The 24,083-nt window shown below is 40.1% G+C and carries 25 protein-coding genes; 21 read left to right on the top strand and 4 right to left on the bottom strand.

Annotated elements, in window-relative coordinates; all coding sequences use genetic code 11:
• Positions 1-8 precede the first annotated feature (8 nt).
• From G476_RS0109055 to G476_RS0109040, 4 genes are all read left to right on the top strand, one after another.
• Positions 9-1,298, top strand: a complete 1,290-nt coding sequence (locus G476_RS0109055) for a methionine gamma-lyase family protein (protein ID WP_084405689.1) — start codon at positions 9-11, stop codon at positions 1,296-1,298.
• A gap of 338 nt (positions 1,299-1,636) precedes the next feature.
• Positions 1,637-2,971, top strand: coding sequence for a type I glutamate--ammonia ligase (gene glnA, locus G476_RS0109050; RefSeq protein ID WP_026689808.1), 1,335 nt, complete (start codon positions 1,637-1,639; stop codon positions 2,969-2,971).
• 223 nt (positions 2,972-3,194) lie between these two features.
• A complete protein-coding gene (locus G476_RS0109045; RefSeq protein WP_026689807.1) occupies positions 3,195-3,443 on the top strand; it encodes a hypothetical protein in 249 nt (82 codons plus the stop codon).
• 80 nt (positions 3,444-3,523) lie between these two features.
• A complete protein-coding gene (locus tag G476_RS0109040; RefSeq protein WP_026689806.1) occupies positions 3,524-3,706 on the top strand; it encodes a YqaE/Pmp3 family membrane protein in 183 nt (60 codons plus the stop codon).
• Positions 3,707-3,809: 103 nt separating this feature from the next.
• On the opposite strand, the gene lexA is transcribed toward G476_RS0109040, so the two are convergent.
• Positions 3,810-4,439, bottom strand: a complete 630-nt coding sequence (lexA, locus tag G476_RS0109035) for a transcriptional repressor LexA (protein WP_026689805.1) — start codon at positions 4,437-4,439, stop codon at positions 3,810-3,812.
• 362 nt (positions 4,440-4,801) lie between these two features.
• On the opposite strand from lexA, the gene yneA reads away from it, so the two are divergent.
• The 15 genes from yneA to G476_RS0108955 all read left to right on the top strand — a co-directional run bounded on the left by yneA (position 4,802) and on the right by G476_RS0108955 (position 19,462).
• Positions 4,802-5,098 (top strand): cell division suppressor protein YneA, encoded by a 297-nt coding sequence (gene yneA / locus G476_RS0109030; RefSeq protein ID WP_026689804.1) that lies wholly within the window; start codon positions 4,802-4,804, stop codon positions 5,096-5,098.
• Entirely contained in the window at positions 5,099-5,770 is a 672-nt protein-coding gene (locus G476_RS21655; RefSeq protein ID WP_035186329.1) for a YneB family resolvase-like protein, read from the top strand.
• 60 nt (positions 5,771-5,830) lie between these two features.
• The gene (locus G476_RS0109020) at positions 5,831-6,067 is read left to right on the top strand and encodes a DUF896 domain-containing protein (protein ID WP_026689803.1); all 237 of its coding nucleotides are present in this window, start codon (positions 5,831-5,833) and stop codon (positions 6,065-6,067) included.
• 480 nt (positions 6,068-6,547) lie between these two features.
• Positions 6,548-7,105 (top strand): NfeD family membrane protein, encoded by a 558-nt coding sequence (locus G476_RS21650; RefSeq protein ID WP_156906543.1) that lies wholly within the window; start codon positions 6,548-6,550, stop codon positions 7,103-7,105.
• Complete coding sequence (locus G476_RS0109005) at positions 7,098-8,567, top strand: flotillin family protein (RefSeq protein ID WP_026689802.1); 1,470 nt, start codon at positions 7,098-7,100, stop codon at positions 8,565-8,567. The genes G476_RS21650 and G476_RS0109005 overlap by 8 nt, the downstream gene beginning before the upstream one ends.
• Positions 8,568-8,867: 300 nt before the next feature.
• Positions 8,868-10,865, top strand: a complete 1,998-nt coding sequence (tkt, locus tag G476_RS0109000) for a transketolase (RefSeq protein ID WP_026689801.1) — start codon at positions 8,868-8,870, stop codon at positions 10,863-10,865.
• A 141-nt stretch (positions 10,866-11,006) separates the two neighbouring features.
• A complete protein-coding gene (gene sirA, locus G476_RS0108995) occupies positions 11,007-11,456 on the top strand; it encodes a sporulation inhibitor of replication protein SirA (RefSeq protein ID WP_026689800.1) in 450 nt (149 codons plus the stop codon).
• 132 nt (positions 11,457-11,588) lie between these two features.
• A complete protein-coding gene (locus G476_RS0108990) occupies positions 11,589-11,798 on the top strand; it encodes a YneF family protein (protein ID WP_026689799.1) in 210 nt (69 codons plus the stop codon).
• A 279-nt stretch (positions 11,799-12,077) separates the two neighbouring features.
• Positions 12,078-13,592, top strand: coding sequence for a D-alanyl-D-alanine carboxypeptidase/D-alanyl-D-alanine endopeptidase (gene dacB / locus G476_RS0108985; RefSeq protein ID WP_051314730.1), 1,515 nt, complete (start codon positions 12,078-12,080; stop codon positions 13,590-13,592).
• Between the two features lie 149 nt (positions 13,593-13,741).
• Entirely contained in the window at positions 13,742-15,493 is a 1,752-nt protein-coding gene (locus tag G476_RS0108980) for an ABC transporter transmembrane domain-containing protein (RefSeq protein WP_026689797.1), read from the top strand.
• Positions 15,490-17,286, top strand: coding sequence for an ABC transporter ATP-binding protein (locus tag G476_RS0108975; protein ID WP_026689796.1), 1,797 nt, complete (start codon positions 15,490-15,492; stop codon positions 17,284-17,286). The genes G476_RS0108980 and G476_RS0108975 overlap by 4 nt, the downstream gene beginning before the upstream one ends.
• 156 nt (positions 17,287-17,442) lie before the next feature.
• Positions 17,443-17,883 carry an SRPBCC family protein gene (locus tag G476_RS0108970; RefSeq protein WP_026689795.1) on the top strand — a complete coding sequence of 147 codons (441 nt, stop codon included), beginning with the start codon at positions 17,443-17,445 and terminating at the stop codon, positions 17,881-17,883.
• An 82-nt stretch (positions 17,884-17,965) separates the two neighbouring features.
• Positions 17,966-18,268 (top strand): metal-sensitive transcriptional regulator, encoded by a 303-nt coding sequence (locus G476_RS0108965; protein WP_035186822.1) that lies wholly within the window; start codon positions 17,966-17,968, stop codon positions 18,266-18,268.
• Positions 18,269-18,288: 20 nt separating this feature from the next.
• Positions 18,289-18,498, top strand: a complete 210-nt coding sequence (copZ, locus tag G476_RS0108960) for a copper chaperone CopZ (protein ID WP_026689793.1) — start codon at positions 18,289-18,291, stop codon at positions 18,496-18,498.
• Positions 18,499-18,949: 451 nt separating this feature from the next.
• Positions 18,950-19,462, top strand: a complete 513-nt coding sequence (locus G476_RS0108955; protein WP_026689792.1) for a CcdC family protein — start codon at positions 18,950-18,952, stop codon at positions 19,460-19,462.
• A 167-nt stretch (positions 19,463-19,629) separates the two neighbouring features.
• Here G476_RS0108955 and G476_RS0108950 read toward each other — a convergent pair whose 3' ends face one another.
• Together G476_RS0108950 and G476_RS0108945 are read right to left on the bottom strand one after the other, a co-directional pair.
• Positions 19,630-20,061, bottom strand: a complete 432-nt coding sequence (locus tag G476_RS0108950; RefSeq protein ID WP_026689791.1) for a DUF2621 domain-containing protein — start codon at positions 20,059-20,061, stop codon at positions 19,630-19,632.
• A 92-nt stretch (positions 20,062-20,153) separates the two neighbouring features.
• On the bottom strand, positions 20,154-20,390 hold the full coding sequence (locus G476_RS0108945) for a hypothetical protein (RefSeq protein ID WP_026689790.1): 237 nt from the start codon (positions 20,388-20,390) through the stop codon (positions 20,154-20,156).
• A 659-nt stretch (positions 20,391-21,049) separates the two neighbouring features.
• Here G476_RS0108945 and G476_RS0108935 point away from each other — a divergent pair.
• A complete protein-coding gene (locus G476_RS0108935; protein ID WP_026689788.1) occupies positions 21,050-21,838 on the top strand; it encodes an alpha/beta fold hydrolase in 789 nt (262 codons plus the stop codon).
• A 160-nt stretch (positions 21,839-21,998) separates the two neighbouring features.
• Here the strand turns inward: G476_RS0108935 and G476_RS0108930 are convergent, their stop codons facing one another.
• Positions 21,999-22,808, bottom strand: a complete 810-nt coding sequence (locus G476_RS0108930; protein WP_026689787.1) for an alpha/beta fold hydrolase — start codon at positions 22,806-22,808, stop codon at positions 21,999-22,001.
• A gap of 190 nt (positions 22,809-22,998) precedes the next feature.
• Between G476_RS0108930 and G476_RS0108925 the strand changes: the two genes are divergently transcribed.
• Positions 22,999-24,066: an SDR family oxidoreductase gene (locus G476_RS0108925; protein WP_026689786.1), complete on the top strand. Its 1,068-nt coding sequence runs from the start codon at positions 22,999-23,001 to the stop codon at positions 24,064-24,066.
• Positions 24,067-24,083 lie beyond the last annotated feature (17 nt).

Here is a 24,083-nt window from a genome sequence, read left to right as displayed (position 1 = left end):
AGAAAGAAATGACTACATACAACCAAGATAATCAAACGATCATTAATAAAGTTTCAGCCCATGCATTGAAAGATTTGTCTAAGCCCTTTGTAAAAAGAGATGAAATTAGTGAAGAGAACCAACGAAAAGTGATGAGGAGCTTTAAGAAACATCAAATATCAGACTTTCATTTCAATGGTTCCACTGGATATGGTTACGATGATACAGGGCGTGATACATTAGAGCGTGTCTATGCAGATGTGTTCGGTGCGGAGGCTGGCCTGGTTCGACCGCAGATAATATCCGGAACTCATGCGATTAGTACAGCTTTATTCGGGGTGTTAAGACCTGGAGATGAATTACTGTACATTACAGGAGACCCTTATGACACTTTGGAAGAAGTGATCGGCTTACGAGGGGAGTCGAGTGGATCTTTAAAGGATTTTGGAATTGGCTATCAGTCTGTTCCCTTAAAGGATGGAAAAGCCGACTTTGAGAATATTGCAGCTACAATCACTTCCAAAACGAAAGTGATCGGTATTCAACGTTCATGTGGCTATGCTGATCGTCCTTCGTTTTTTGTAAATGAAATTAAAGAGATGATTGATCACGTAAAAACAATAAAGCCTGATGTAATTGTATTCGTAGATAATTGCTACGGAGAATTCGTTGAAACACAAGAGCCGTGCGAAGTGGGTGCTGATTTAATGGCGGGCTCTCTTATCAAAAATCCAGGTGGAGGAATTGTTAAAACAGGTGGATATATAGTCGGACGAGAAGAATTAATTGATAAATGTGCTAATCGCCTAGCAGCACCGGGCATTGGGAGCGAAGGAGGCGCATCATTATACAGCCTTCTGGAAATGTACCAGGGCTTTTTCCTCGCGCCTCATGTTGTAGGTCAAGCTGTTAAAGGAGCCATGTTTACCTCGCGCTTATTGGAGGAAGTAGGGTTGAAAACAACGCCTCAGTGGCAGGAGGAGCGCACGGATTTGATACAGAGCGTAACGTTTCCTTCAAAAGAAATGATGATAGCTTTTTGCCAAGCGATCCAAGGCGCTTCCCCAGTAGATGCGCATGTCACACCACAGCCAAGCTATATGCCTGGTTATGCTGACGATGTAATCATGGCGGCAGGTACGTTTATACAAGGTGCTAGTATTGAGCTTACCGCTGACGGTCCACTTAGAGCACCCTACCGAGCATATGTTCAAGGAGGGCTCACATTCGAGCATGTTAAGATCGGCGTCACAGATGCCTTGTTATCATTAATAGACAAAGATTTATTAAAAATAGAAGAAAATAAGATTAACTCATAAATGAAAAGGGTAGGGATATAAATGTCCCTATTCTTTTTGTTTTGTGTGAATACAGTTATACATACTGGCCCGGTCAATAGTCCGGGTTACCTATTTGAATTTGTTTGTCAGATAATATGACAACATCTCACACATCGCGATAAAATTTGTATAGGATAAAACTATCAAAGGAGAGCGAGATGTTCCGAACGGTGTCTAATTTAAGGAATATTTGGCCGCTAAGAACATGAGTAGCATAGAAAAACAAAATCTTGCTCATCCTTAAAAGGGACAATTGCACCATTACTTAGTATAACCCCCGTTTGAGACGGGAAATTTCAAGGAGGAGATTGATTAACATGGGAAGCTTTTCTAGAGAAGACATTATGAAAATGGCTGATGAAGAGAATGTACGATTTATCCGACTACAATTTACTGACTTACTAGGTATCATCAAAAACGTTGAAATTCCGGTTGACCAGCTTACAAAAGCATTGGATAACCAAATGATGTTCGACGGATCTTCAATTGAAGGCTTCGTACGAATTGAAGAGTCTGATATGTACTTGTTTCCAGACTTGGATACGTGGGTAATCTTCCCATGGACTCCGGAAAAAGGTAAAGTTGCTCGCTTGATTTGTGATATTTACAATCCGGATGGCACACCATTCGAAGGAGATCCTCGTGGCGTTCTTAAAAAAGTATTAAAAGAAGCTGAAGACCTAGGATTCTCTGACTTTAACATCGGACCAGAACCTGAATTCTTCCTATTCAAGAACGATGAAAAAGGAGAACCTACGTTAGAGCTTAACGATAAAGGTGGATATTTTGATTTAGCCCCAACAGACTTGGGTGAAAACTGCCGTCGTGATATCGTCCTTGAACTAATGGACATGGGCTTTGAAATCGAAGCTTCTCACCACGAAGTAGCACCAGGACAACATGAAATCGACTTTAAATATGCCGATGCGATCACAACTTGTGATAACATCCAAACATTTAAGCTTGTTGTAAAAACAATCGCTCGTAAACATGGCTTGCACGCAACGTTCATGCCAAAACCATTGTTTGGTGTTAACGGTAACGGAATGCACGCTAACATGAGCTTGTTTAAAGGAAAAGAAAATGCGTTCTTTGATGAGAGTGCTGAAGGTCAGCTAAGTGAAACAGCTATGCAATTCTTGGGTGGAATCCTTAAGCACGCTACGGCGTTCACGGCATTAACAAACCCTACGGTAAACTCTTATAAGCGTCTTGTACCTGGATACGAAGCGCCATGTTACGTAGCATGGTCCATGCGTAACCGTTCACCGCTTGTACGTATTCCATCTTCACGTGGTCTAAGTACTCGTATTGAAGTACGTAGCCCGGACCCGGCTGCTAACCCTTATCTAGCGATTGCAGCAATGCTTGCTGCAGGTCTTGACGGTATCCGTCATAAGATGACGCCACCAGCAGCAACTGACAGCAACATTTATGCTATGGATAAGCCAGAGCGTGAAAAAGAAGGGATCGACTCCCTACCAGCAACACTTAAAGAAGCTCTCAATACACTTGAGTCTAGCGAAGTAATGCAAGCAGCTCTTGGTGGTCATGCCCTTGAGCACTTCATTGAAGCGAAGGAAATCGAGTGGGATATGTTCCGTACTCAAGTGCACCCATGGGAGCGCGAACAGTACATGAGCTTGTACTAAAATTAAACAACTTTTAGTTAAACCGCATGAGACTTTGATCTCATGCGGTTTAACTGTTTAAATTTCTAAACACGATTATTCATTTTTTTTTCACAGATCAAGTGACTACAATTTCATATAGGAGTAGCATTTGGTTTAAAGAATGTTTCTTGCACAGTCAAACAATGGCTAGAAGCTTCGAATGATGAAGTGTAGAAAAAAATTGCTTAGAAGGAGACATTCAATGAATAAGACGTATTTTAAAGTGAAATCAGCACAAAATGCAGAAAAAGAACTCGTGTTAAGAGGTGAGAGCGGGTCTAATATGATTCCTGAATATCGCCAAGGCTATGGTACACCAATTGACGACCGTGATGAGGCTTTTCGTTTAGCAAAAGAGCAGGTGGGTTATGTTATTGAAGTGAATGAAACCATCATTGGCGGTTGGGGTTTTGTGGACGATGCTGGTGATGTTAGTTATAAAAAGAATTAAGATTACATAATAAGTGGTTTTGTTAAATGAGATTGGGGCTATACTAATGTAGGCTCAATTAGAAAGGGGTAATGCCATTCATGATGTATTTAGTAGCTATTCTCCTTCCGCCTGTAGCGGTTTTGCTTGTGGGAAGGCCATTTCAAGCTCTCTTAAATCTTATTTTAACGCTTTTCTTTTGGTTGCCAGGAGCTATTCACGCTTGCTTTATTGTAGCAGATCAAAAGCAAGACAAAAGAATGCGGCGTTACTCAAAAGAATAAAGGATCATACAAAAGCCCTGAAGCATACATTGCTTCAGGGCTTGACGTTTTATTAAATAATCACGGAACAAAGCAGACCCAATGGATCTGCTTTGTTTTTTTATTAATGAACAGTGCGGAACACGCCGACTACTTTACCGAGAATGGACACATGTTTTAATAAAATGGGTTCAAGGGACGAATTTTCCGGCTGCAGACGGATATGATCTTTCTCTTTAAAGAAGCGCTTTACAGTTGCTTCATCTTCTTCTGTCATAGCTACAACGATGTCGCCGTTATTAGCGCTTTGTTGTTGACGAACGACAACCATATCTCCATCAAAAATCCCCGCCTCGATCATGGAGTCACCTTGTATCTCCAAAATAAATGATTTTTCGTCTTGTACCATTCTGGAAGGTAAAGGTACATATTCTTCAATGTTTTCAATCGCCGTAATAGGTTGTCCAGCTGTTACTTTACCTATGAATGGGACATATACCGAGGGACTCTCAGAAATTCGCAAACTCTCATTCGAATCTTCAAGTTCAATTACTTCAATGGCACGAGGCTTAGTTGGATCACGGCGAATAAGTCCCTTTTTTTCCAAGCGTGATAGATGGCCGTGCACCGTTGAACTAGAAGCTAGCCCGACAGCTTCTCCAATTTCACGAACGGAAGGTGGATAGCCTTTTTGTTTTACTTCCTCTTTAATGTATTCCAATATGTCCTGTTGACGCCGAGATAACTTTGTCATGATAACACCTCTTTTAGAATGTATGTATAAATACCTTAGCTTACGATTGTAGCCACTGAAAAAGTACAGCCCAACTTTTTCACTGCCTTTATTTGAATGGCAATGGCTCCACTTGGTTGCGCGCCTGATACGAGAAACCCACTCGTATTAGGCTTTCAAAACAGGCAACCATTACGCTCATTGCTTCGAAGGCACTGAAAAAGTTAAATATCGAACTTTTTCAGTGCCTTCACGATTGGTTAGGAACATTATACCATGAGGGGAACAGAGGTGCAAACATTCGTTCTCTTTTTCTGTTGACTCGAACGGGTGTTCTGGTTATACTGTATACGAACATACATTCTACTAAAGGGGTGTTTACGATGCATACATACGTTAAACGAAGAGGGTCAATGATGATAACTGCACTTATTCTCGCTGTTTTTGTTTTAGTAACTACGATTCCTGTTGATGGCAAACAAATCGAAGCATATGAGTATGATACAATTGTTGTTTCTAAGGGAGATACACTATGGACGATTGCTTCAGAGCTACAAGAGGAATTAAATGCGAACAAAGAATCGATCGTAAGCTGGATCGCAGAATATAATGAGATTGAAGGAGCTGTTATCATTGCCGGTCAAACATTGACGGTTCCTGTAAAAGGAGAGAACGACTAGTTGAAAAAGGGGATTATCTATGTCAGAGTCAGCACGAAAAAAGAAAGTCAAGAATCTTCTTTAGAAAGACAAAAAAGAGAATTGCATAGACTTGCTGAACGAAACGACTTCTCCATTATTCGGACCATAGAAGAACAAGCAAGTGGATTTGATATTGACAGACCCGGCATTTTTGAGTTGCTTGATCTTTTGAAAGACAAGCAAGCTGAAGCTTTACTTGTGCAAGATGACACCAGACTTGGTAGAGGTAACGCAAAAATGGCATTGCTGCATCAACTTCACAAGTTGGGCTGTACCGTTTATACGGTGGAAGATCAAGGAGCTCTAAAACTTTCTGAAACGGATACGATGGTTTTGGATATTGTATCGATTGTCGAAGAATACCAAAGAAAACTACATAATCTAAAGATAAAAAGAGGGATGAAATCCGCTGTTGAAAAAGGGTATAGACCACAGCGAAACCTCGGCTCTACAGGTGCAGGTGGAAGGAAAAGAAAAGACGTCCCCATCGATGAAATCGTAAGGTTGAGAAATAGTGGACTGACCTTTCACGACCTTGCTGCAACGTTACGAGGGTTTGGCTATGACATATCAAAAGCAACAGCCAATCGTAGATACCAAGAGTTCATAAAGAAACAAACGGAGAACGTTAGTGAAAAAGATAAAACTTGAAAGGCATCATTTTCTCATGTAGCATAAGGATACATCGAAATATGGTGGAGGATTGATCTTATGTTAAGTAAAGATAAAATAGCGAGAATTAACACTCTAGCCAAAAAGGCCAAGAGTGAAGGGCTTACTTCTAAAGAATCAAAAGAGCAACAGGACTTAAGGCAAGAATACCTGCAAAGTATGCGTCAATCATTCAAAAACCAGCTTCATTCCGTTAAAGTGGTGGATGATAAGGGAAATGATGTGACTCCCAAAAAGTTAAAAGAAAGTAAGAAGAATAACGATATACTTCATTAAAAAAGCACCTTATCTGGGAGCTTCAGGCTGTTGAGAAAGTCTTTTCTCAACAGCCTTTTCTTTTTATACTAAGTAAACAAACTATTCAAATATTCATAGTGAACTAAATACTACACAGCGTAAGTCCACATAAATGCAGAGATCTTCCATCCGGCTCCAGCTTTTATGATCATAAGGCCTCTCATGCGATTAGTTAGTGGTTTCAACAAATAATTTTCTTTCATTTTCTGTACTCTAAAGTACAAGCGTATCTTTGGTTTTCGCCTTTTGTGGCTATTAGCCAATCTTTCTAAATGAATTTAAATCGACCCATGTAGATTCATTTTGAAACCTTCTTGTCATTTATTCGTAAAAGAAGTGTAAGAATTTTAGACAAGAAGGGGAAAGATTTGCTAAAATCAGGTAGAAGTGGTAGGTAATTAATTTCTATGGAGAGGAGGGTGAAGCCGAAGTGAAGACTTTCGGTAAGTTGAAATGATCATGGGTATTGAATTGACAACCATTTATTTAACGGGCTTAATTATTGCTGGTTCACTAACCCTTATTAATGCTCTTCTCGGGGATATACTGGATTTTTTATTTGAATCTGTACCAGGGGCCTTCATTAACCCGACAGTGGTTTTGAGTTTTATTGCTGTATTATGTGGATCGGGATTTATCTTCGAGAATAGTACGACGTTTGATAGTCTTACAGGTTTTCTTATATCAGTAGTAATCGCACTTTGTTTAGTGGTCTTGCTACATATGCTTGTTCTTGCCCCCTTGTCAAAAGCCGAGTCAAGCATCGGCTTTCATATGACGGACCTTATCGGGGACTACGCTACGGTAACGACGTCCATAGGAGAAGGTGAGGATTACGGAGAAATCATTGTAAAGACCACCTTTTCAATTAGAGGGTTTCCGGCCAAGTCTATGAATGGATTACCTATCCGAAGTGGTGAAGAAGTGCAAATTGTAGATGTTGACAAGGAAAACCAGGTGTTACTTGTGAGTGTGGAGGAGAAAAAGATGATAACGGAGGAAAAAAACCATGAATGATGTGAGTTTAATTGTTGGTGGCGTAGTTGTTGCCATTGTACTTGTCTTAATCTTATTATTTGTAACCAAGTATACGACAGTAGGAAAAAACGAAGCCTTGATTGTTACTGGTAGTGTATTGGGCGGCGGGAAGAGCGTTGTATCAGATGATGAAGGAAAAAAGGTGAAAATCATTCACGGTGGCGGGGCTTTCATTATCCCTGTTTTACAACAAGCCCGACGAATCAGTCTTGAAAACCATAAGCTTGAAGTTGGGGCTAACAACGTTTATTCAAAACAAGGGGTTCCAGTTTCGGTAAATGGTAACGCCATAATTAAAATCGGGTCGAGTGTCCAAGAAATCTCAACTGCGGCTGAGCAATATATTGGTAAATATGAAGATTTGAAAACAGAAGCACGACAAGTTCTAGAGGGACATTTGCGTGCCATTCTAAGTTCGATGACAGTGGAAGAAATTAACTCTGATCGGGAAGTGTTCGCAAAAGAAGTTCAAAAAGTGGCTGCGACAGACCTTAGTAAGATGGGTCTTCGTATTCTGTCTTTTACTACTAATGAAGTTAGTGATAAAAACGGGTACTTGGATGCCCTTGGTCAGCCGCAAATTGCTGCAGTAAAGCGTGACGCAGCGATTGCTCGAGCAGAGCGTGAAAAAGAAGCGCGAATTGAAAACGCTCGTGCGGAGCAAGAAGCAAAAGCAGCTGAGTATACAAGAGATGCTGAAATTGCTAACTCCCAAAAAGAAAAAGAGTTAAAAGTAGCCGAGTATCGTCGTCAGCAAGAAGAGGCAAAAGCACAAGCTGACCAAGCATACTCCCTTCAAGAAGCAAGAGCTCAACAAAAAGTAACGGAAGAGCGTATGAAAGTTAATATTATTGAAAGACAAAAACAAATTGAATTAGAAGAAAAAGAGATTCTTCGTCGTGAAAAGCAGTATGATGCAGAAGTGAAGAAAAAAGCCGATGCAGAACGTTATGCAGTAGAACAAGAAGCAGAAGCACAAAAAGCCCGTGAGCTTCGTGCTGCTGAAGCGGAGCGTGAACGAGGGAAAGCAGAAGCCGACGTTATACTGTCAAAAGGGCTTGCAGAAGCGGAAGCGAAAGAAAAAATCGCCGAAGCGTACAGTAAGTATGGCCAAGCTGCAATGCTCAACATGATTACCGAAATGCTTCCGGAGTACGCCAAACAAGCGGCACAACCACTGGGTAACATTGATAAAATTACGGTTGTAGACACTGGTGGCAGTGGTGAAAACGGTGGTGCTAACAAAGTAACAGGTTATGCGACAAACTTGATGGCAGGACTTCAGGAGTCTTTAAAAGCATCATCAGGCCTTGATATCAAGGAGCTTTTAGAAAGCTATGCAGGTAAAGGTAATGTGAAAAACAGTCTTGATCAGTTAACAGAAGAAGTTGCTTCTTCAAAGAAAGAAAAAGAAAGTACAGCAAGTGAACCTAAACAATAAATCCATTTAGCGTTTGATCATTTTAAAATAGAGGCTGAGACATATAAAGAGTGTTTAGATGAAAATACGAACAATTCAGTAGCGGTTTATTTGCACACCGCATCCCATTGTTCGGATATCCATTTATAAACACACTTCTGTCCAGCCTCTTATTTTATGTATAAAAATCAGTCCTCTTTAAGACACTAACAGAGGATTTAAATGCGTTTTTCTCCCTACTTAACGGTTGTTTATTCGAGTTAGAAGGTATATCATGAGAAATGAAGTCGACAAGAATTGATAAAGAGAGGATGATCGTGCATGTCTACGAACGTGGAAAGCCTATCCATTAGTACGATTCGTACACTCGCAATCGACAGTATCGAAAAGGCCAATTCCGGACACCCGGGAATGCCGATGGGTGCTGCTCCGATGGCGTATACGCTATTTTCAAATTACTTAAATCACAACCCTAAAAACCCTGAATGGTTTAACAGAGACCGTTTTGTATTATCTGCAGGTCACGGCTCTATGCTTTTATACAGCCTTCTTCACCTTCATGGATATGACGTATCCATGGAAGACTTGAAAGAATTCCGTCAGTGGGGATCAAAAACACCTGGTCACCCTGAATTCGGGCACACTCCTGGAGTTGATGCAACGACTGGACCATTAGGCCAAGGTCTTGCTATGGCTGTTGGGATGGCTATGGCAGAAAGACACCTAGCTGCTACTTATAACCGTGATAACTACAATGTAGTTGATCATTATACATATGCGATCTGCGGCGACGGTGATTTGATGGAAGGTGTATCTGCAGAGTCAGCTTCTCTAGCAGGTCATTTAAAACTCGGACGTATGATCGTTCTTTATGACTCGAACGACATTTCTCTTGATGGAGATTTGGACAAGTCATTCTCTGAGAGTGTTGAAGATCGTTATAAAGCCTATGGCTGGCAAGTGATTCGTGTAGAGGATGGAAATGACCTCGATGAAGTTAACCGAGCGATTGAGTCTGCTAAAGAAGACGAGCGTCCAACAATGATTGAAGTGAAAACGACAATCGGATACGGTTCACCAAATAAAAGTGGGAAGTCAGCGTCTCATGGAGCTCCTCTTGGTGCTGACGAAGCGAAACTTACTAAAGATTACTACAAGTGGACATTCGAGAGTGACTTCCACGTACCCGACGAAGTCCGTGATCATTATGCTAAGCTTCAAGAAGCTGGTGCAGAAAAAGAGAAACAATGGATTGATCTTTTTGAAGGGTACAAAGAAGCATACCCTGAGTTAGGGAAAAGTCTTGAGCTTGCGATCAATAATGAACTTCCAGAAGGATGGGACAAAGATGTACCTGTATACGAAACAGGTAAAAGCCTTGCAACCCGTGCTTCCGGGGGCGAAGTACTGAATGCAATTGGAAAGAACCTTCCTTCATTATTCGGGGGTTCCGCAGACTTGGCTTCATCTAACAAAACAATGCTTAAAGATGTGGAAGACTTCACAAAAGAAAATTACAGTGGAAGAAACATTTGGTTTGGCGTGCGTGAATTTGCAATGGCAGCTGCAGTAAATGGAATGGCGCTTCACGGCGGAGTTAAACCGTATTCTGCAACGTTCTTTGTTTTCTCTGACTACTTGCGTCCTGCCGTTCGTTTAAGTGCACTTATGCAAGTACCAGTTACGTATGTGTTTACTCACGATAGTATCGCAGTCGGTGAAGACGGACCAACGCACGAGCCTGTAGAACAGCTTCCGGCCATGAGAGCAATCCCTGGACTTTCTGTCATCCGCCCTGCTGACGGAAATGAAACAGCAGCTGCATACAAACTTGCAATGGAAAGTAAAAATGAGCCAACGGCACTTGTTCTTACACGTCAAGGATTGCCGACACTTGAAGGTACGGACCAGAATGCATACGATGGTGTGAAAAAAGGTGCTTACGTTGTAGCAGAAGCAAACGGCGACGTAGATGGTCTTTTACTCGCAACGGGGTCTGAAGTATCTCTCGCTGTTCAAGCGCAACAAGCACTTGAAAAAGAAGGTCTATTTGTTTCCGTTGTAAGTATGCCTAGCTGGGATCGCTTTGAAAAGCAATCTGCTGACTACAAAGAGTCGGTTATTCCTACAAGTGTTAAGCCACGTTTAGGTATTGAAATGGCTCAACCACTAGGATGGGAACGATATACTGGTGACGGTGGATCAGTCCTTGGAATTAATCAATTTGGAGCTTCAGCACCTGGTGAGCGTATCATGGAAGAGTATGGCTTTACTGTTGATAATGTTGTTTCTCGTTTCAAACAACTTCTTGAAAAATAATACTCGGACCTGCGGCATCTTGTGCCGCAGGTTTTTTTCGACAAAAGAAGTGCTTGTTTTCTCCAAGAACTGACAAAGGTTGTATTTTCTTTCGTGTAGTATAGGAAAAAGACCTTTTTTAAGGTGAGGGGTGAGTGCGCGGTGAGAACGTATGAAGTTTTTTTAATCAATGAAGAGGTAGCCTATATTTATTATGGCTTTGAGAGTAAATTATTTCATCTGTTCAAAGAGCACCAGCAGGCAACCAAGCCATTAAAGGAAATCACGGGTCGTCAAGTGCACTATATTCTCAAGCCCTTTGACCACAAAGATCTAAATGAATGGCTCCACGATAAATTGAAAGATAATAAATCGTATTCTTCAAGCCTCTTTTATCATGCGTTACAATTTAACGATAAGAAGAGTCAAGCCACCATTGAAGTAAAAGCAGACAGGCTCGTTATTCAATCAAGTGGAACGTTTGAAGCAGAGATGTTACTTTTTGATACGCTAAAAAAATACGACGATTTCTTTCTTGCAGTCGACTATGATCGGGAAAAATACGGTTGGTTAAGACCTTTAAAAAGCCTCCGGATTGTAGAGCAAGGGTAAAAGGAATTCTAGTAATGTAAAGGATTTCTTTTACATTCTCTTTCATTGTCTACCTTCTTGCGTTATAATAAATGAGGTTCCATACGAAACGTGTTTGGAAGACAACATAGAGAGAAGGAGGATCACCGTGTTATGTGGTTAAATATTCTAATCGGTGTATTAAGCTTAGTGGGCGGAATTGCAATTGGCTTCTTTATTGCCAGACAATACATGATGAGCTATATGAAAAAGAATCCGCCAATCAATGAAAAAATGCTTCGTGTCATGATGATGCAAATGGGGATGAACCCGTCGCAAAAGAAAATTAATCAGATGATGAAAGCGATGCAAAACCAAAAGTAACCAACCATTTTATATAAAATGAACGAAACCACTGTCTTTTTATTTAAGGCGTGGTTTTTTTGTTTTGTTAGGGAATCTCGAAAAGGATGCAAATTTATGTCATAAAACAGTTTTCTCAATGCGTACAACATAAGAACCATTTTATAAACAATTAAAGGAAGCCTATCGGAGGATTTCCACTTGTCTTTATTCCTACTTTTCTGAATATTGTTGAAATATAAGTGTTAGTTACTCTAATATAATACGTGTATCGAAATAGATAGTGAAAAGGGGTATTGGATGAAAGGATATTTGCAGAAAAGTCTATTTGGGTTAATGATTGTTATGGTTGTGTTTGGTACTGCGCAGTTTACAACTGCCGATGTTGAAGGGGATCTTACGGCTACAGAAGAATTGGCAAAAGACCTCCATGAGATCTTGGAGGATGATCGTCTAGCCAATGCAGTTTCAGGCGTTCATGTCAGGTCAGCAGAAACGGGTGATGAGTTAGTATCTTATAATGGCGGGACGAAGCTTGTTCCTGCTTCTGGTCAAAAATTATTGATTGGCGCTGCCGCACTTGAGCACCTGGGGGCTGATCATACCTTTGAAACAGGAGTTTATACGAATGGCGTCCAACGGGGAGCTACATTACAAGGGGATTTATTTCTTAAAGGAGAAGGTGATCCTACTTTATTAAAATCGGATATTGAAGAGTTGGCAAAAACAATAGCTGAAACAGGTATCAAGAATGTACAAGGCGATTTGGTTGCAGATGATTCGTATTTTGATGATATGAGGCTTAGCCTCGATTTATCATGGTTTAACCAAAGAAGGCACACAGGAGCTCAGGTATCTGCATTAAGCTTTGCCCCAGATGCTTCCTTGATTTCACCACTGGCACTTGATCGCTTTAACACGGCATCTGTCTATATTGAGATTCACCCAGGTGAACAAGGAGGGGACACACCAGAAGTTAAGGTGACTCCAGAAACAAATCAGATCACCATAAGAAACGATGTTGAAACAGTTAACACTGGAGGACCTAGAAATTTTGATTGGGGAAGAGATCATGGAACAAATGAAATCTTTTTTGAAGGAACGATCCCAGTAGGTGGGGCAAGTATTAATCAATATGTAGCTGTATGGGAGCCTACCGATATCGTTCTTGATTTGTTTTACCAATCGTTAGCCAATCACGGTGTTCGTGTAAATGGGGAGCTTCACCGAGGAGAAACACCTATTGAAGCAACAAAGCTCGCAAGTCATTACTCAATGGAACTAGAGGAGCTTATGTATCCATTTATGAAACTTAGTCAAAACAATCATGCTGAACACCTTACCAAAACTCTCGGAAAAGAAGTGTTAGGAGAAGGTTCTTGGGATGCGGGATTAACAGTTGTAGAAGATTACCTTGCGTCGATTGGGGTTGATGTTTCCGTAGTCCAGCTCCGTGATGGTTCGGGGATGAGCCATTTAAATAAGATTCCCGCCAGAGAAATGACCCAGCTCTTATACGGGGTTCAAGGTGAAGAATGGTTTGACCTTTTCTATGACTCCATCCCGATTGCTGGTATGGATGATCATATGCAAGGAGGAACGTTACGTTTAAGGATGAGGGATACAGCGGCCGAGGGTAACGCACATGGTAAAACCGGAACGATTACTTCCAAATCGACCTTATCAGGGTACGTGACAACGCAAGATGGGGAAGAGTTGGCTTTTTCGATCCTACTTAACAATTTCACCGGAGGAAGCCCTACCTCCGTTCAAGATGACATCGTTGTAAGGTTAGCGGAATTCTCTAGAGACTAACTTGGCAGTAAAGGAGAAACACTTCATAATGAGGTGTTTCATTTTTGTGACTATTAAAATAAAACATTTCGTTCTTTTCCACTTATTTCATTTTTGGTATGATATGTATCGTAAGAAAAATCTGAATCGTTTAAGTCGGGGTGTATCAATTGAAAGTATTTTTGGATTTGATGTGGTACTTTAAAAAAGAAAAGTGGTACTACCTCGGGGGTATTGCTATTTTAGCTGTTGTTTCCGTGTTAAGCTTGATCCCGCCTTATGTAGTAGGAGTCATTGTAGACCATATTCATAACAACACATTAAATGAGCAAGTGTTAAGGAACTGGATGCTTCTTCTTTGCGGGTTGGCAGTCATTATCTACATATTACGTTACTTATGGAGAATCTTTATTTTTGGGTCGGCTATTAAATTAGCGAGGTTGCTCCGAAATCAGTTGTACGAGCATTTCACACGAATGGCTTCGTCCTTTTACCACCGAAAAAGGACAGGAGACTTGATGGCTCATTCCACCAATGACATCCGGGCGATAGAACAAACGGCGGGAGCAGGTGTGTTAACTCTTGTGGACTCCTTGACGATGGGTGGATTTGTCATTGTCACGATGGCTGTGACCATTAGCTGGGAATTAACGTTGATTGCTCTTTTGCCAATGCCATTAATGGCTTTTGCAACAAGCAAGTACGGATCTATGCTCCACAAGAGATTCGGCAAGGCCCAGGCAGCATTTTCTTCTTTAAATGATAAAGTCCAAGAAAGCATGTCCGGAATCAGAGTGACAAAAGCGTTTGGCTATGAAAAAGAAGAGGTGGAAGCATTTAAGAAAAAGTCCGATGATGTTGTAGAAAAAAACATATCGGTGGCAAAGGTGGATGCTTTATTTGACCCTACCATTTCGTTGATTGTTGGAATGTCTTTTTTCCTCTCCATCGCCTTCGGTGCCCGCTTTGTAGTGAACGGTGATATTTCCATTGGACAACTTACCAGCTTTACTGTGTATTTAGGTTTATTAATTTGGCCTATGCTTGCCTTTGGGTGGTTGTTTAATATTGTTGAAAGAGGAAGAGCGTCTTATGATAGAGTGTCTGGACTGTTAAAAGAGAAACAAGATGTGAAAGATGATCCCGGGGCTTTGAATACACCACCCACGGGAGAGATTTCATTTGATGTTGTTCAATTTTCATACAAGAACGCTGATCAAAAGAGTTTGGATAATGTCCGGTTTAACGTTTTACCAGGTCAAACCATTGGTATTGCTGGGAAAACGGGAAGCGGAAAAACAACTCTTGTTAAGGCCCTCATGAGAGAATTTGACGCTAAGACGATCTTTTTTGGAGTAAAACCACTACAGTCCTATACTCTTGACGCTTTAAGGTCATCAATTGGGTACGTACCACAAGATCATTTTCTTTTCTCAGCAACCATTGCCGATAACATCAGCTTCGCAAGACCTGATGCATCTTATAAAGAAATTATGGATGCGGCCAAACTTGCCAATATCCATGAAGACATTATTTCATTTTCTGAAGGTTATGAAACGGTGGTGGGTGAAAGAGGTGTCACGTTATCCGGAGGGCAAAAACAGCGAATTAGTATCGCGCGAGCACTAATTAAGGATCCTGAAGTTCTCATTTTGGACGATAGTCTTTCAGCTGTAGATGCTAAAACAGAGGAAGCCATTTTGGAATCTCTTAGACGAGTGAGAAGAGGTAAGACCACATTTATCACTGCTCATCGTTTAAGTGCTATTCACCATGGTGATCTCATTATCGTCATGGATAAAGGACGAATCTCTGAGAGGGGAACGCATGATGAGCTAATGAATCAAAACGGCTGGTATAAAAAGATGTACGAGCATCAGCAGCTGGAGTCCCTTGTTAAAAAAGGAGGGCGTTCATCGTGAGTGAAAAACATAAGCATCTCCTTGAACCGCTAAATCAGCGACTCGTGTTTAAACGCCTACTCACATATGCGAAGCCTCATTGGAGGTGGTTGATCGTCGCTTTCATCCTCCTTATAGGTGGAACGGGGGCAGAAATTCTAGGGCCGATCCTTGTGAAAATATTTATTGATGATTATTTAACACCAGGAATATTTGATACTCAAGCCCTCGTTTGGCTTGCAAGTGGGTATATAGGGCTTCATCTCTCGGCAGCTGTGATGAACTATACGCAGCTTCTCCTATTTCAAAAAATCGCCCTTCGCATTATTCAAGAGCTTCGAATTGATGTGTTTGAAAAAGTTGAGAAATTGGGCCTTTCTTTTTTTGATCAGTTTCCTGCTGGGGGACTTGTTTCAAGAATTACAAATGATACTGAGCAAGTGAAAGAACTTTATGTGAGCGTCATGGCAATATTCGTTCAAAACATTGTCTTTTTAATTGGCGTTTTTATTGCCATGTTTTATTTGAATATTCAACTTGCCTTGTTTTGTTTGTTTATTCTTCCGTTTTTAATTGTCATCATGCAGCTTTATCGTAAACTAAGTTCAAAGTATTACGCTGAAATGAGCGAAAAATTAAGTCAATTAAACGCTCGTTTAAATGAGTCGATCCAAGGAATGGCGATTATCCAAGTATTTCGTCAAGAAAGAAGGATGAATAAGGAGTTTAAAGAAATTAATCAACAGCATCATGAAGCTTGGTATAAAAGCATGAAGCTTGACGGCCTTTTATTACGACCAGCAGTGGATGTGATTTCCATTTTGGCACTTGTCATGGTCCTTAGCTATTTTGGTATCATGAGCTTGAATAGTCCCGTTGAGATCGGTGTCCTTTATGCGTTTGTCAACTATTTGGACCGTTTTTTTGAACCTGTCAATCAAATGATACAACGACTGTCCATTTTTCAACAGGCTCTTATTTCAGCAGGTAGGGTCTTTCGTTTAATGGATCATGACGAGTTAGCTCCTGATAAAGAGGGAAGCGCTTCTCCTAAGCTTTCAAAAGGTGAAATAGAGTTTAAAAACGTGACTTTTTCTTATGACGGAAAACAGGATGTGCTAAAAAACATCAGCTTTACAGTAAAAGAAGGGGAAACACTAGCTCTTGTTGGTCATACGGGAAGTGGGAAGAGCTCTATCATCAATTTATTAATGAGGTTTTATTCGGTTGAACGTGGTGAGATCCTGATTGATGGTCATTCATTAAAAAGCTTCGACAACAAAGAGATTAGAGAAAATACCGGATTAGTGCTACAAGATCCTTTCTTATTTGTTGGTGACCTTTCCCACAATATCCGCCTTTATGATGAGAGGATCTCAGATGCAGATGTTGTGGAAGCCGCTCGGTTTGTAAATGCTGATTCATTTATTGAAGAGATGCCGAGGAAATTTCAATCGCCTGTAGTGGAAAGAGGAGCTACGTTTTCTAGTGGACAAAGGCAACTCTTATCGTTTGCTCGTACAATGGCAAAAAAGCCTAAAGTTTTGATTTTGGATGAGGCAACGGCAAGTGTAGACACGGAGACGGAAACGAAGATTCAAGAAGCTCTTGAGCGGATGCAAAAAGGCAGAACGACAATTGCCATTGCTCACAGGCTGTCTACAATTAAAAATGCAGATCAAATTTTAGTGTTGCATCATGGGGAGATTATTGAAAGAGGTACTCACGATGAGCTTCTTTTACAGGACGGCCTATACCACAAGATGTATCAATTGCAGCAAGGCGCAAAACAATTAGAAGAACCTTTAATCTAGTAGAAGCCAATCCTTTTCATCTAATGACCTATCGGAGCGTTTCCTAGAAGCTGTGAGACACCACGTATCCCGATTAAAAAAGCCAGGGTGTTAAAGGCTACTCCACGATCTGCAAGAAGTAAATCAAAAACGAGTTTTTCAAAGGAGCGTATAAAAGTGTCTGATTTGAAAGAAGAAGTGATCATACAAAAACCTTGTGAGGACGTTTTCGATTTTTTATCAAACATCGAAAACAATACCGATGTCTTGGCAAATGTAGTCGAAGTGAACAAACTGACGGAGGGACCCACAAGGGAAGGGACGCAATTTGAAGAAATTAGACAGTTTCGTAACCGTAAAGTAGGAACAATCCTTGAAGTAGTCAAGTATGTACCAAATAATAAGATTTCCATTAAAAGTGAGAACAATGGTCTTGTAGTGGTCTATCACTATTCGTTAAAAAAAGAGGATGAAACAACCACTAAAGTATTCTTTGAAGGGTATGTAAGTGCTACAAAATTCTTAATGAAAATCATGAGACCCATGATGGTTAAGATGCTAAAAAAAGAGGATGGAGAACATTTGGTTAGCTTAAAGAGAATTATTGAAGAAAGATGATTTGACATTTGATACCTCTCGGGGGTATGGTGAAGGTAGAGAAATTGAGGTGAGAATGTTGTCAAAGAAATTAGATATCGAATTGATTCAAGAGAATTCCCCAGCTGTTACGAAACGTTCTTCAGATGAAAAAGAGCGTTTGATCAACAGAATTAAGCGTATTGAAGGACAAGTGCGCGGGATTCAGAGGATGATAGAAGATGACAGATACTGTGTGGATGTTCTTGTTCAGCTTTCCGCGATCAATGCAGCCTTGAAAAAAGTCGGTTATACGATGCTTGAAGATCATACTAGAGGCTGTGTGATGAATGCTGTAGAAAAAGGGAATGAAGATGAAGCGATCGATGAGCTAATGAAAGTGATTCAACAATTTTCACGCTCATAATTAATAGGGGGAATGAATGTATGAAAAAAGAAACCATTTATGTAGATGGAATGACTTGTAACCATTGTAAAGCTGCAGTAGAAGGAGCTTTAAAGAACCTAGCAGGGGTTGTGGCTGCTGAAGTGGATTTAAGCAACAAGAATGTTTTAGTACAATACGAAGAATCGAAAGTTACAGTTGAGCAATTAAAAGAAGAAATTGATGACCAAGGTTACGACGTAAAAGCATAACAATTGCAAGAGACGATACACCACAAACATGTTTATCCTTAACCACTTGGCTTTCACCTCATATAGAGGGAAAGCCAATTTTTTTTATTTCATAAGAACTTTCTTTCAGTGTAATTATTCCACACCAAGCTTCAGCATCTGTGAGCTCGAGGTCTTAGGCGCATGGTCATTTTGTATGCTAGAAAGAAAGAGGCCACTGAAAACTTACAGAATTACTTTTTCATTGCCGTTATTTAAATGGCAATGGTTCTATTCTTTTGCGCTACTGTTATGAGAAACCTACACGTTAGGGTTTTGAAACTGCAACCATTACAATCATGGCTTCTAAGGCATTGAAAAAGAGTATGTTCGAACTTTTGCAGTCCCTCAGAAAGGAACTGGTAAGGGGCTAGGCTAGGTGATATACTTAGTGATAGCATCTTAGTTTTTACAGTTTGGAGGGGATGAACCCTTGCTTGGTATTGTGTTTACCGTGTTAGCGGTGATAATGGGTATGATAGCACTTGTTGTACGAATGAGAGCGATGAAAAAACCGGCAAATGCCCGAAAAATAATCATACCGCCGATTGCTATGAGCACCGGCTTTTTAATGTTTGTTTACGAGCCTGCCCGTCTTACTGCCTTACAGTTTTTTGAGGCATTTGCGGTCGGCTTACTTTTCTCCATCCTTTTGATTAAAACGAGTAAGTTTGAAATCCGAAATGATGACATTTACTTAAAGCGTTCAAAGGCATTTGCTTTTATCTTGGTGGGGCTACTTCTTTTAAGGGTAATCTTTAAGCTTACTTTAGGACACCAAATTCAAGTGGAAGAGCTTGCAGGCATGTTTTTCGTTCTCGCGTTCGGAATGATTCTTCCTTGGCGTATCGCTATGCTGATGAAATTTAGAAAAGTAGAGAAAACCCTTAGCAGCCAAAACAACACAAACGCTATGCAATTGCAGACGGAAAACCCGCTACCTTAAAGGGAAGCGGGCTTTTTTTATGCTTATGGGTAAGAAGGCCACTGTAATTCGATCGCGTTTCCTTGTGTTTAATGGTAATTCACAAACGCTTCTCACATGTTTCATTCTTCAGTGCAAAACAAAAAGGTGTCTCAACTTGGGAAATAACGGTTGAGTCACCTTTACGTCTATTGCTGGAAATAGCTTTCATACTGACTGATGTCGACTTTTTTCTCTCGCAGTTTTTTTACTAAAAACTTGTGATCTCGCTTAGGGGTTGCAGCGATATATCCTTTAATAATTAGCTCTTCAGTCATCCGATCCGCATTTTCTTCCAATGCGTACTCTCCAATTTTACCGGCAATTTTACCTTTTGCTACGTCACGAAAGATTTCAGGAACTGGTTCTACAAGTTCGTTTAAAAAAGCTTTGTCTCTTTCTGACCATAAATGTAATGTTTCTTGAATATAGTGGTCTTGCCAATCCAAGATGGATTTCCCATCTTCTTTAGGTAATTTTTTTAAGAATTTACGGAACATAAAGTAGCCACCGATGGAAACTAGTGTAATTAATAAAATGGTCCATAGAAAGATAAACCATATAAACAGGTCGTTACCCACGAATATTCACCTCTTCGTTAATCTAACTCTATTCTACGATAATCTTGGGTCGGTGAAAAGTCTTGTTGCCGAAAAGAAAAAAGCCAACGGTTCTAGACCATTCGCTTTCGTGTCAAGTAGGCTTCTTCTGAGCCAAGTTCCCGATTAAGTAATCGTTCCATCTCTATTAATGCATCCCGTTTTACAATCGGATCTTCATCAGACCACATGACCCGATAAACAAAGTAGTAGTGACCAATCACTCTAAAAATAACGGGGCTATTCGGAAACTCATCAAACCACGCTTTCATCGCTCTGCGCTTTAAATAAGAGTAGTCTATTATTTCCATTTTCTCATCACCTACTAAAAGCATAAAACAGGTGTTCGTATAATTGTAGGGGACAAAAGATCTGTTTTAATGGAAATAATTACTGTCCGATATTTGAAATGCGATGAGAAACCAACACGGTTAAAAAAGAAACGATACTTACTACTAAAAAGAGAATAAAAAAAGTCATATCAATAATCGGTTGATATAGAGTGGAAAAAAAATGAGCCTTTATGAAAAACACGAGTGAAGCATTCAATGTGATGAAGGAGGGTAAGTATTTTCTCCACCAATGTTGTTTAGAAGGCTTGGAATAACCTTGAGTCAATTTTAAGGCTAACAAAAACAAGAGTAGCAACGTGCACGTCACGATTACGTTCATCTTTTCACCTCATATGGTCATACCATTCTACATTGATTTATAGTCTTTAAGTTCAGAATCATTCCTTAAATTGTGTCCCTTCAGATAAAAAAGGGATTGTTTTTGATTATGAGAATGAAGTGAATGCGATGAATGTAGTAGAGGATGACGTGCAGCAAAGCCTTACAATGAAGTAAGGGTATAGCCTCCTCACTTTAATAGACAATAAAATAATTATGTAAACAAGGAAACGGTTGTCTAAAAGTTCTAAATAATGTAAAATAAAGGGAAGTGATGGTTGTGAAAGGAGGGTAAAACGGTGCCTTTTTTCGATGCTAAATACGGACCGGTTTACTATGAAGTGCACGGTGAGGGAATGCCCATTCTTTTTACTCACGGTGCATCGTGGAATCACCGTCTGTGGGACCCTCAAATAGAGCAACTAAAAGACAGATATAAAGTCATTGTTTGGGATGTGAGGGGTCATGGTAAAACGAAAAGCAATGGTGAAGTACATGGAGAAGTGTTTGTTCAAGACCTTATAGACCTCCTCGATCATTTAAGTATTGAATCGATCGTGTTATGTGGTCTTTCCATGGGCGGAATGATTAGCATGCAAACCGCAATTAAATATCCAACACGTGTCCGTGGTCTTATTGTAATAGGTGCCCCTTGCACATTTCGGTTTAATCGTTATGAACAACTGATTATGCCCATGCACAGATTTGTATTCTCTTACCTTCCGATCAATGCTTTTGCAAAAGCCCAAGGGGTATATTTTTCTCAATTTAATCCATCAAACAAATATTTTATTGAAGAGGCCGTGCAATCCCTAACGTTAAAAGACTGGACACGTATTTGGTTGGCGTTAACCCAAATGGATTGCAGAGATGGGCTAGAAAGCATTGGCTGTGATACACTGGTCCTCATTGGTGAGCATGATCTTATTATTCGTCATCAACAAAAGCATATTTCTAGGGCTATTCCTGGTTCACGTTTAGAAGTGATCCCAAAAGCTGGCCATGCAACAAACCGAGACAATCCTAAACGAGTGAACGAATTAATAGAAGAGTATTTACAAATGAACACAGAAAAACGTTTGGGTTAATGGACATTCAAGAGGCTTGGACATTTAGGAAGAATCCGAAGGGTGGCGTCTCCAGTGGGGGCTGCAATCACCATTATTCATTAATCTTAAAATGCTAAAAGGGTGAAACGCAAAACAAAGGCTGTAGAGATCACTTCTCTACAGCCCTTTAGTCGTTTTTCTACACAATGTTTTGCTTTTTATGCTTTTCTAACTTTTTTAAGCTTTCTAAGAAAGATAAGGCTTTTTTGTTAAATGTTTCTGCTTTTTCGATATTACATACATGACCACAGTTGGGAATCACCGTTAAGGATGAAGCCTCTTCTGTTTTTACAAACTTCTTAATTCCTTTAATAAACATGTGGTCTTCCGCTCCGGAAACGTATAGTTTAGGAATCACATTTTTTGTGAGAGAAAGCTTATCATACGTTTTATAAGCGTATTGTCCAACTTTTGCCCACTTAAGATAATCACTTTTACCTAACTTGAATGCTTCTCTAATAAATATTGCACGCGCTTTTCGGTGGTTCTTTTTTGGCATGAGCAAAAAAGCGAAAATAGAATAAGGGACCATATAAGGAAGTAACTTCCTTACTGGCTTGGCCAATGTCAACTTGCAGAGAACAGTTCCCCATTTCAAGAACCTGTTTGCAGCTCCAGCAAGAACCATTGACTTTATACGGTGACGATGGCGAAGAGAGATATCTTGCATAACGATCGTACCAAGAGAAACGCCGACAAAATGAGCTGAATCAATTTTTAAGTGGTTCATTAATTCGATCACTTTATCACTTGTCAGTCTCAAATAGTCCGATTCCTCATAGGAGGCAGACTCACCGTGACCGGGGAAGTCTACGCATAAAAGATTATAATGTTGTTTAAAAGCCTCAATTTGCTTATAAAAAATGGAATAGTTTCCTCCTAAACCATGGAACAGAACCATCCATTCATCACTCGATTTGCAATAATGTCTTTGAAAGTTTAGTAACATTGTAGTACCCTCATTTAAAGGCTATTTTAATATATTGAACAATATACCTTATTGTTCGTGGGAAAACAATGTTATTATAAAAGAAGTCTTGATTTTTATAGAAAAAAACGTGGCACTTACGAGACAATTTCCAAGGACTAACTGATATTTCAATATATTGTTAACTATCTAATTACAAAGGAGTGGTCACATGAAAATCTTTGTGACTGGAGCTACAGGCTTTGTGGGCTCAAAATTAACAGAACGTTTACTGGAAAAAGGACATGAGGTTTATGCATTAGTCAGGAGCGAACGGAAAAAGAAAGCGTTGATGGATCGTATTCCCCACTCTCTAATGGACCGTTTTCATGTCGTGTTTGGAAGTCTTTCTGATGCTACACTTGGTTTGGAAGAAGAAAAAATAGAAGAATTGAAGAGGGAACACATTGATATTGTTTATCATAGTGCCGCATACCTCTCTTTTGATGATCGTGAAAGAGAAAAGTCTTTTGATATTAACGTGGAAGGTACGAGAAACATTCTCGATTTTTCATTGCGTATTGGCGTTGAGAAGTTTTTCCATGTAAGTACGGCATATACGCTCGGTATGAAAGAGTTTGGAACGGAGGAGCTTCATCAATGTGATGGCGCTTTTGTGAACAGTTATGAAGAAAGTAAATGTCATGCAGAACACTTGGTTTATTCATATAATGATAAAATGGACATTAGTATTTTCCGACCATCTATTATTATAGGAGACTCCCAAACGGGTCAAGCGGACACCACGTTTGCTTTATATGGTATTTTAAGAAGCTTTCAGTTGTTTAAAAAGAGAATGGATAGACGCATGGAAGAAAGGGAAAAGAATTTCACATTCCTTTGCGACCAGGAGATGCCGTCTAACTTTGTTCCTGTTGACTATGTCGTTAACGTTTTATCAATAGGTGCAGAGCGTGCTGAAAAGGGTGAAATCTACCACATTACAAACAGCTACCACTTAACAAATGGAGCCATCTTCAAGATCGTCAAGGACGTACTTGATCTAAATAACGTTCACTTGAAACCGACCAGTAGTTTCAATGAACTAACGAAAGAAGAGGTCCGCTTTAACGAACCATTGAGCGTATTTCAAACGTACTTGAGCAAGCAAGTGGCTTTCGATGATTCAAATACGAGAGAAATGCTTGATCGTGTCAAAGAAAAGCCGGTTTATGTGGATGAGAACCTCCTATATCACATGGTCAAATCCTATTGTTTCGGCCCACCAATAAAAGTATAAGCATGACTAGCTGCTCC

Origin of the sequence: Alteribacter aurantiacus DSM 18675 (assembly GCF_000429705.1) — a bacterium.
Taxonomy (GTDB): domain Bacteria; phylum Bacillota; class Bacilli; order Bacillales; family Salisediminibacteriaceae; genus Alteribacter; species Alteribacter aurantiacus.
This window is presented reverse-complemented; position numbering and strand designations above follow the sequence as displayed.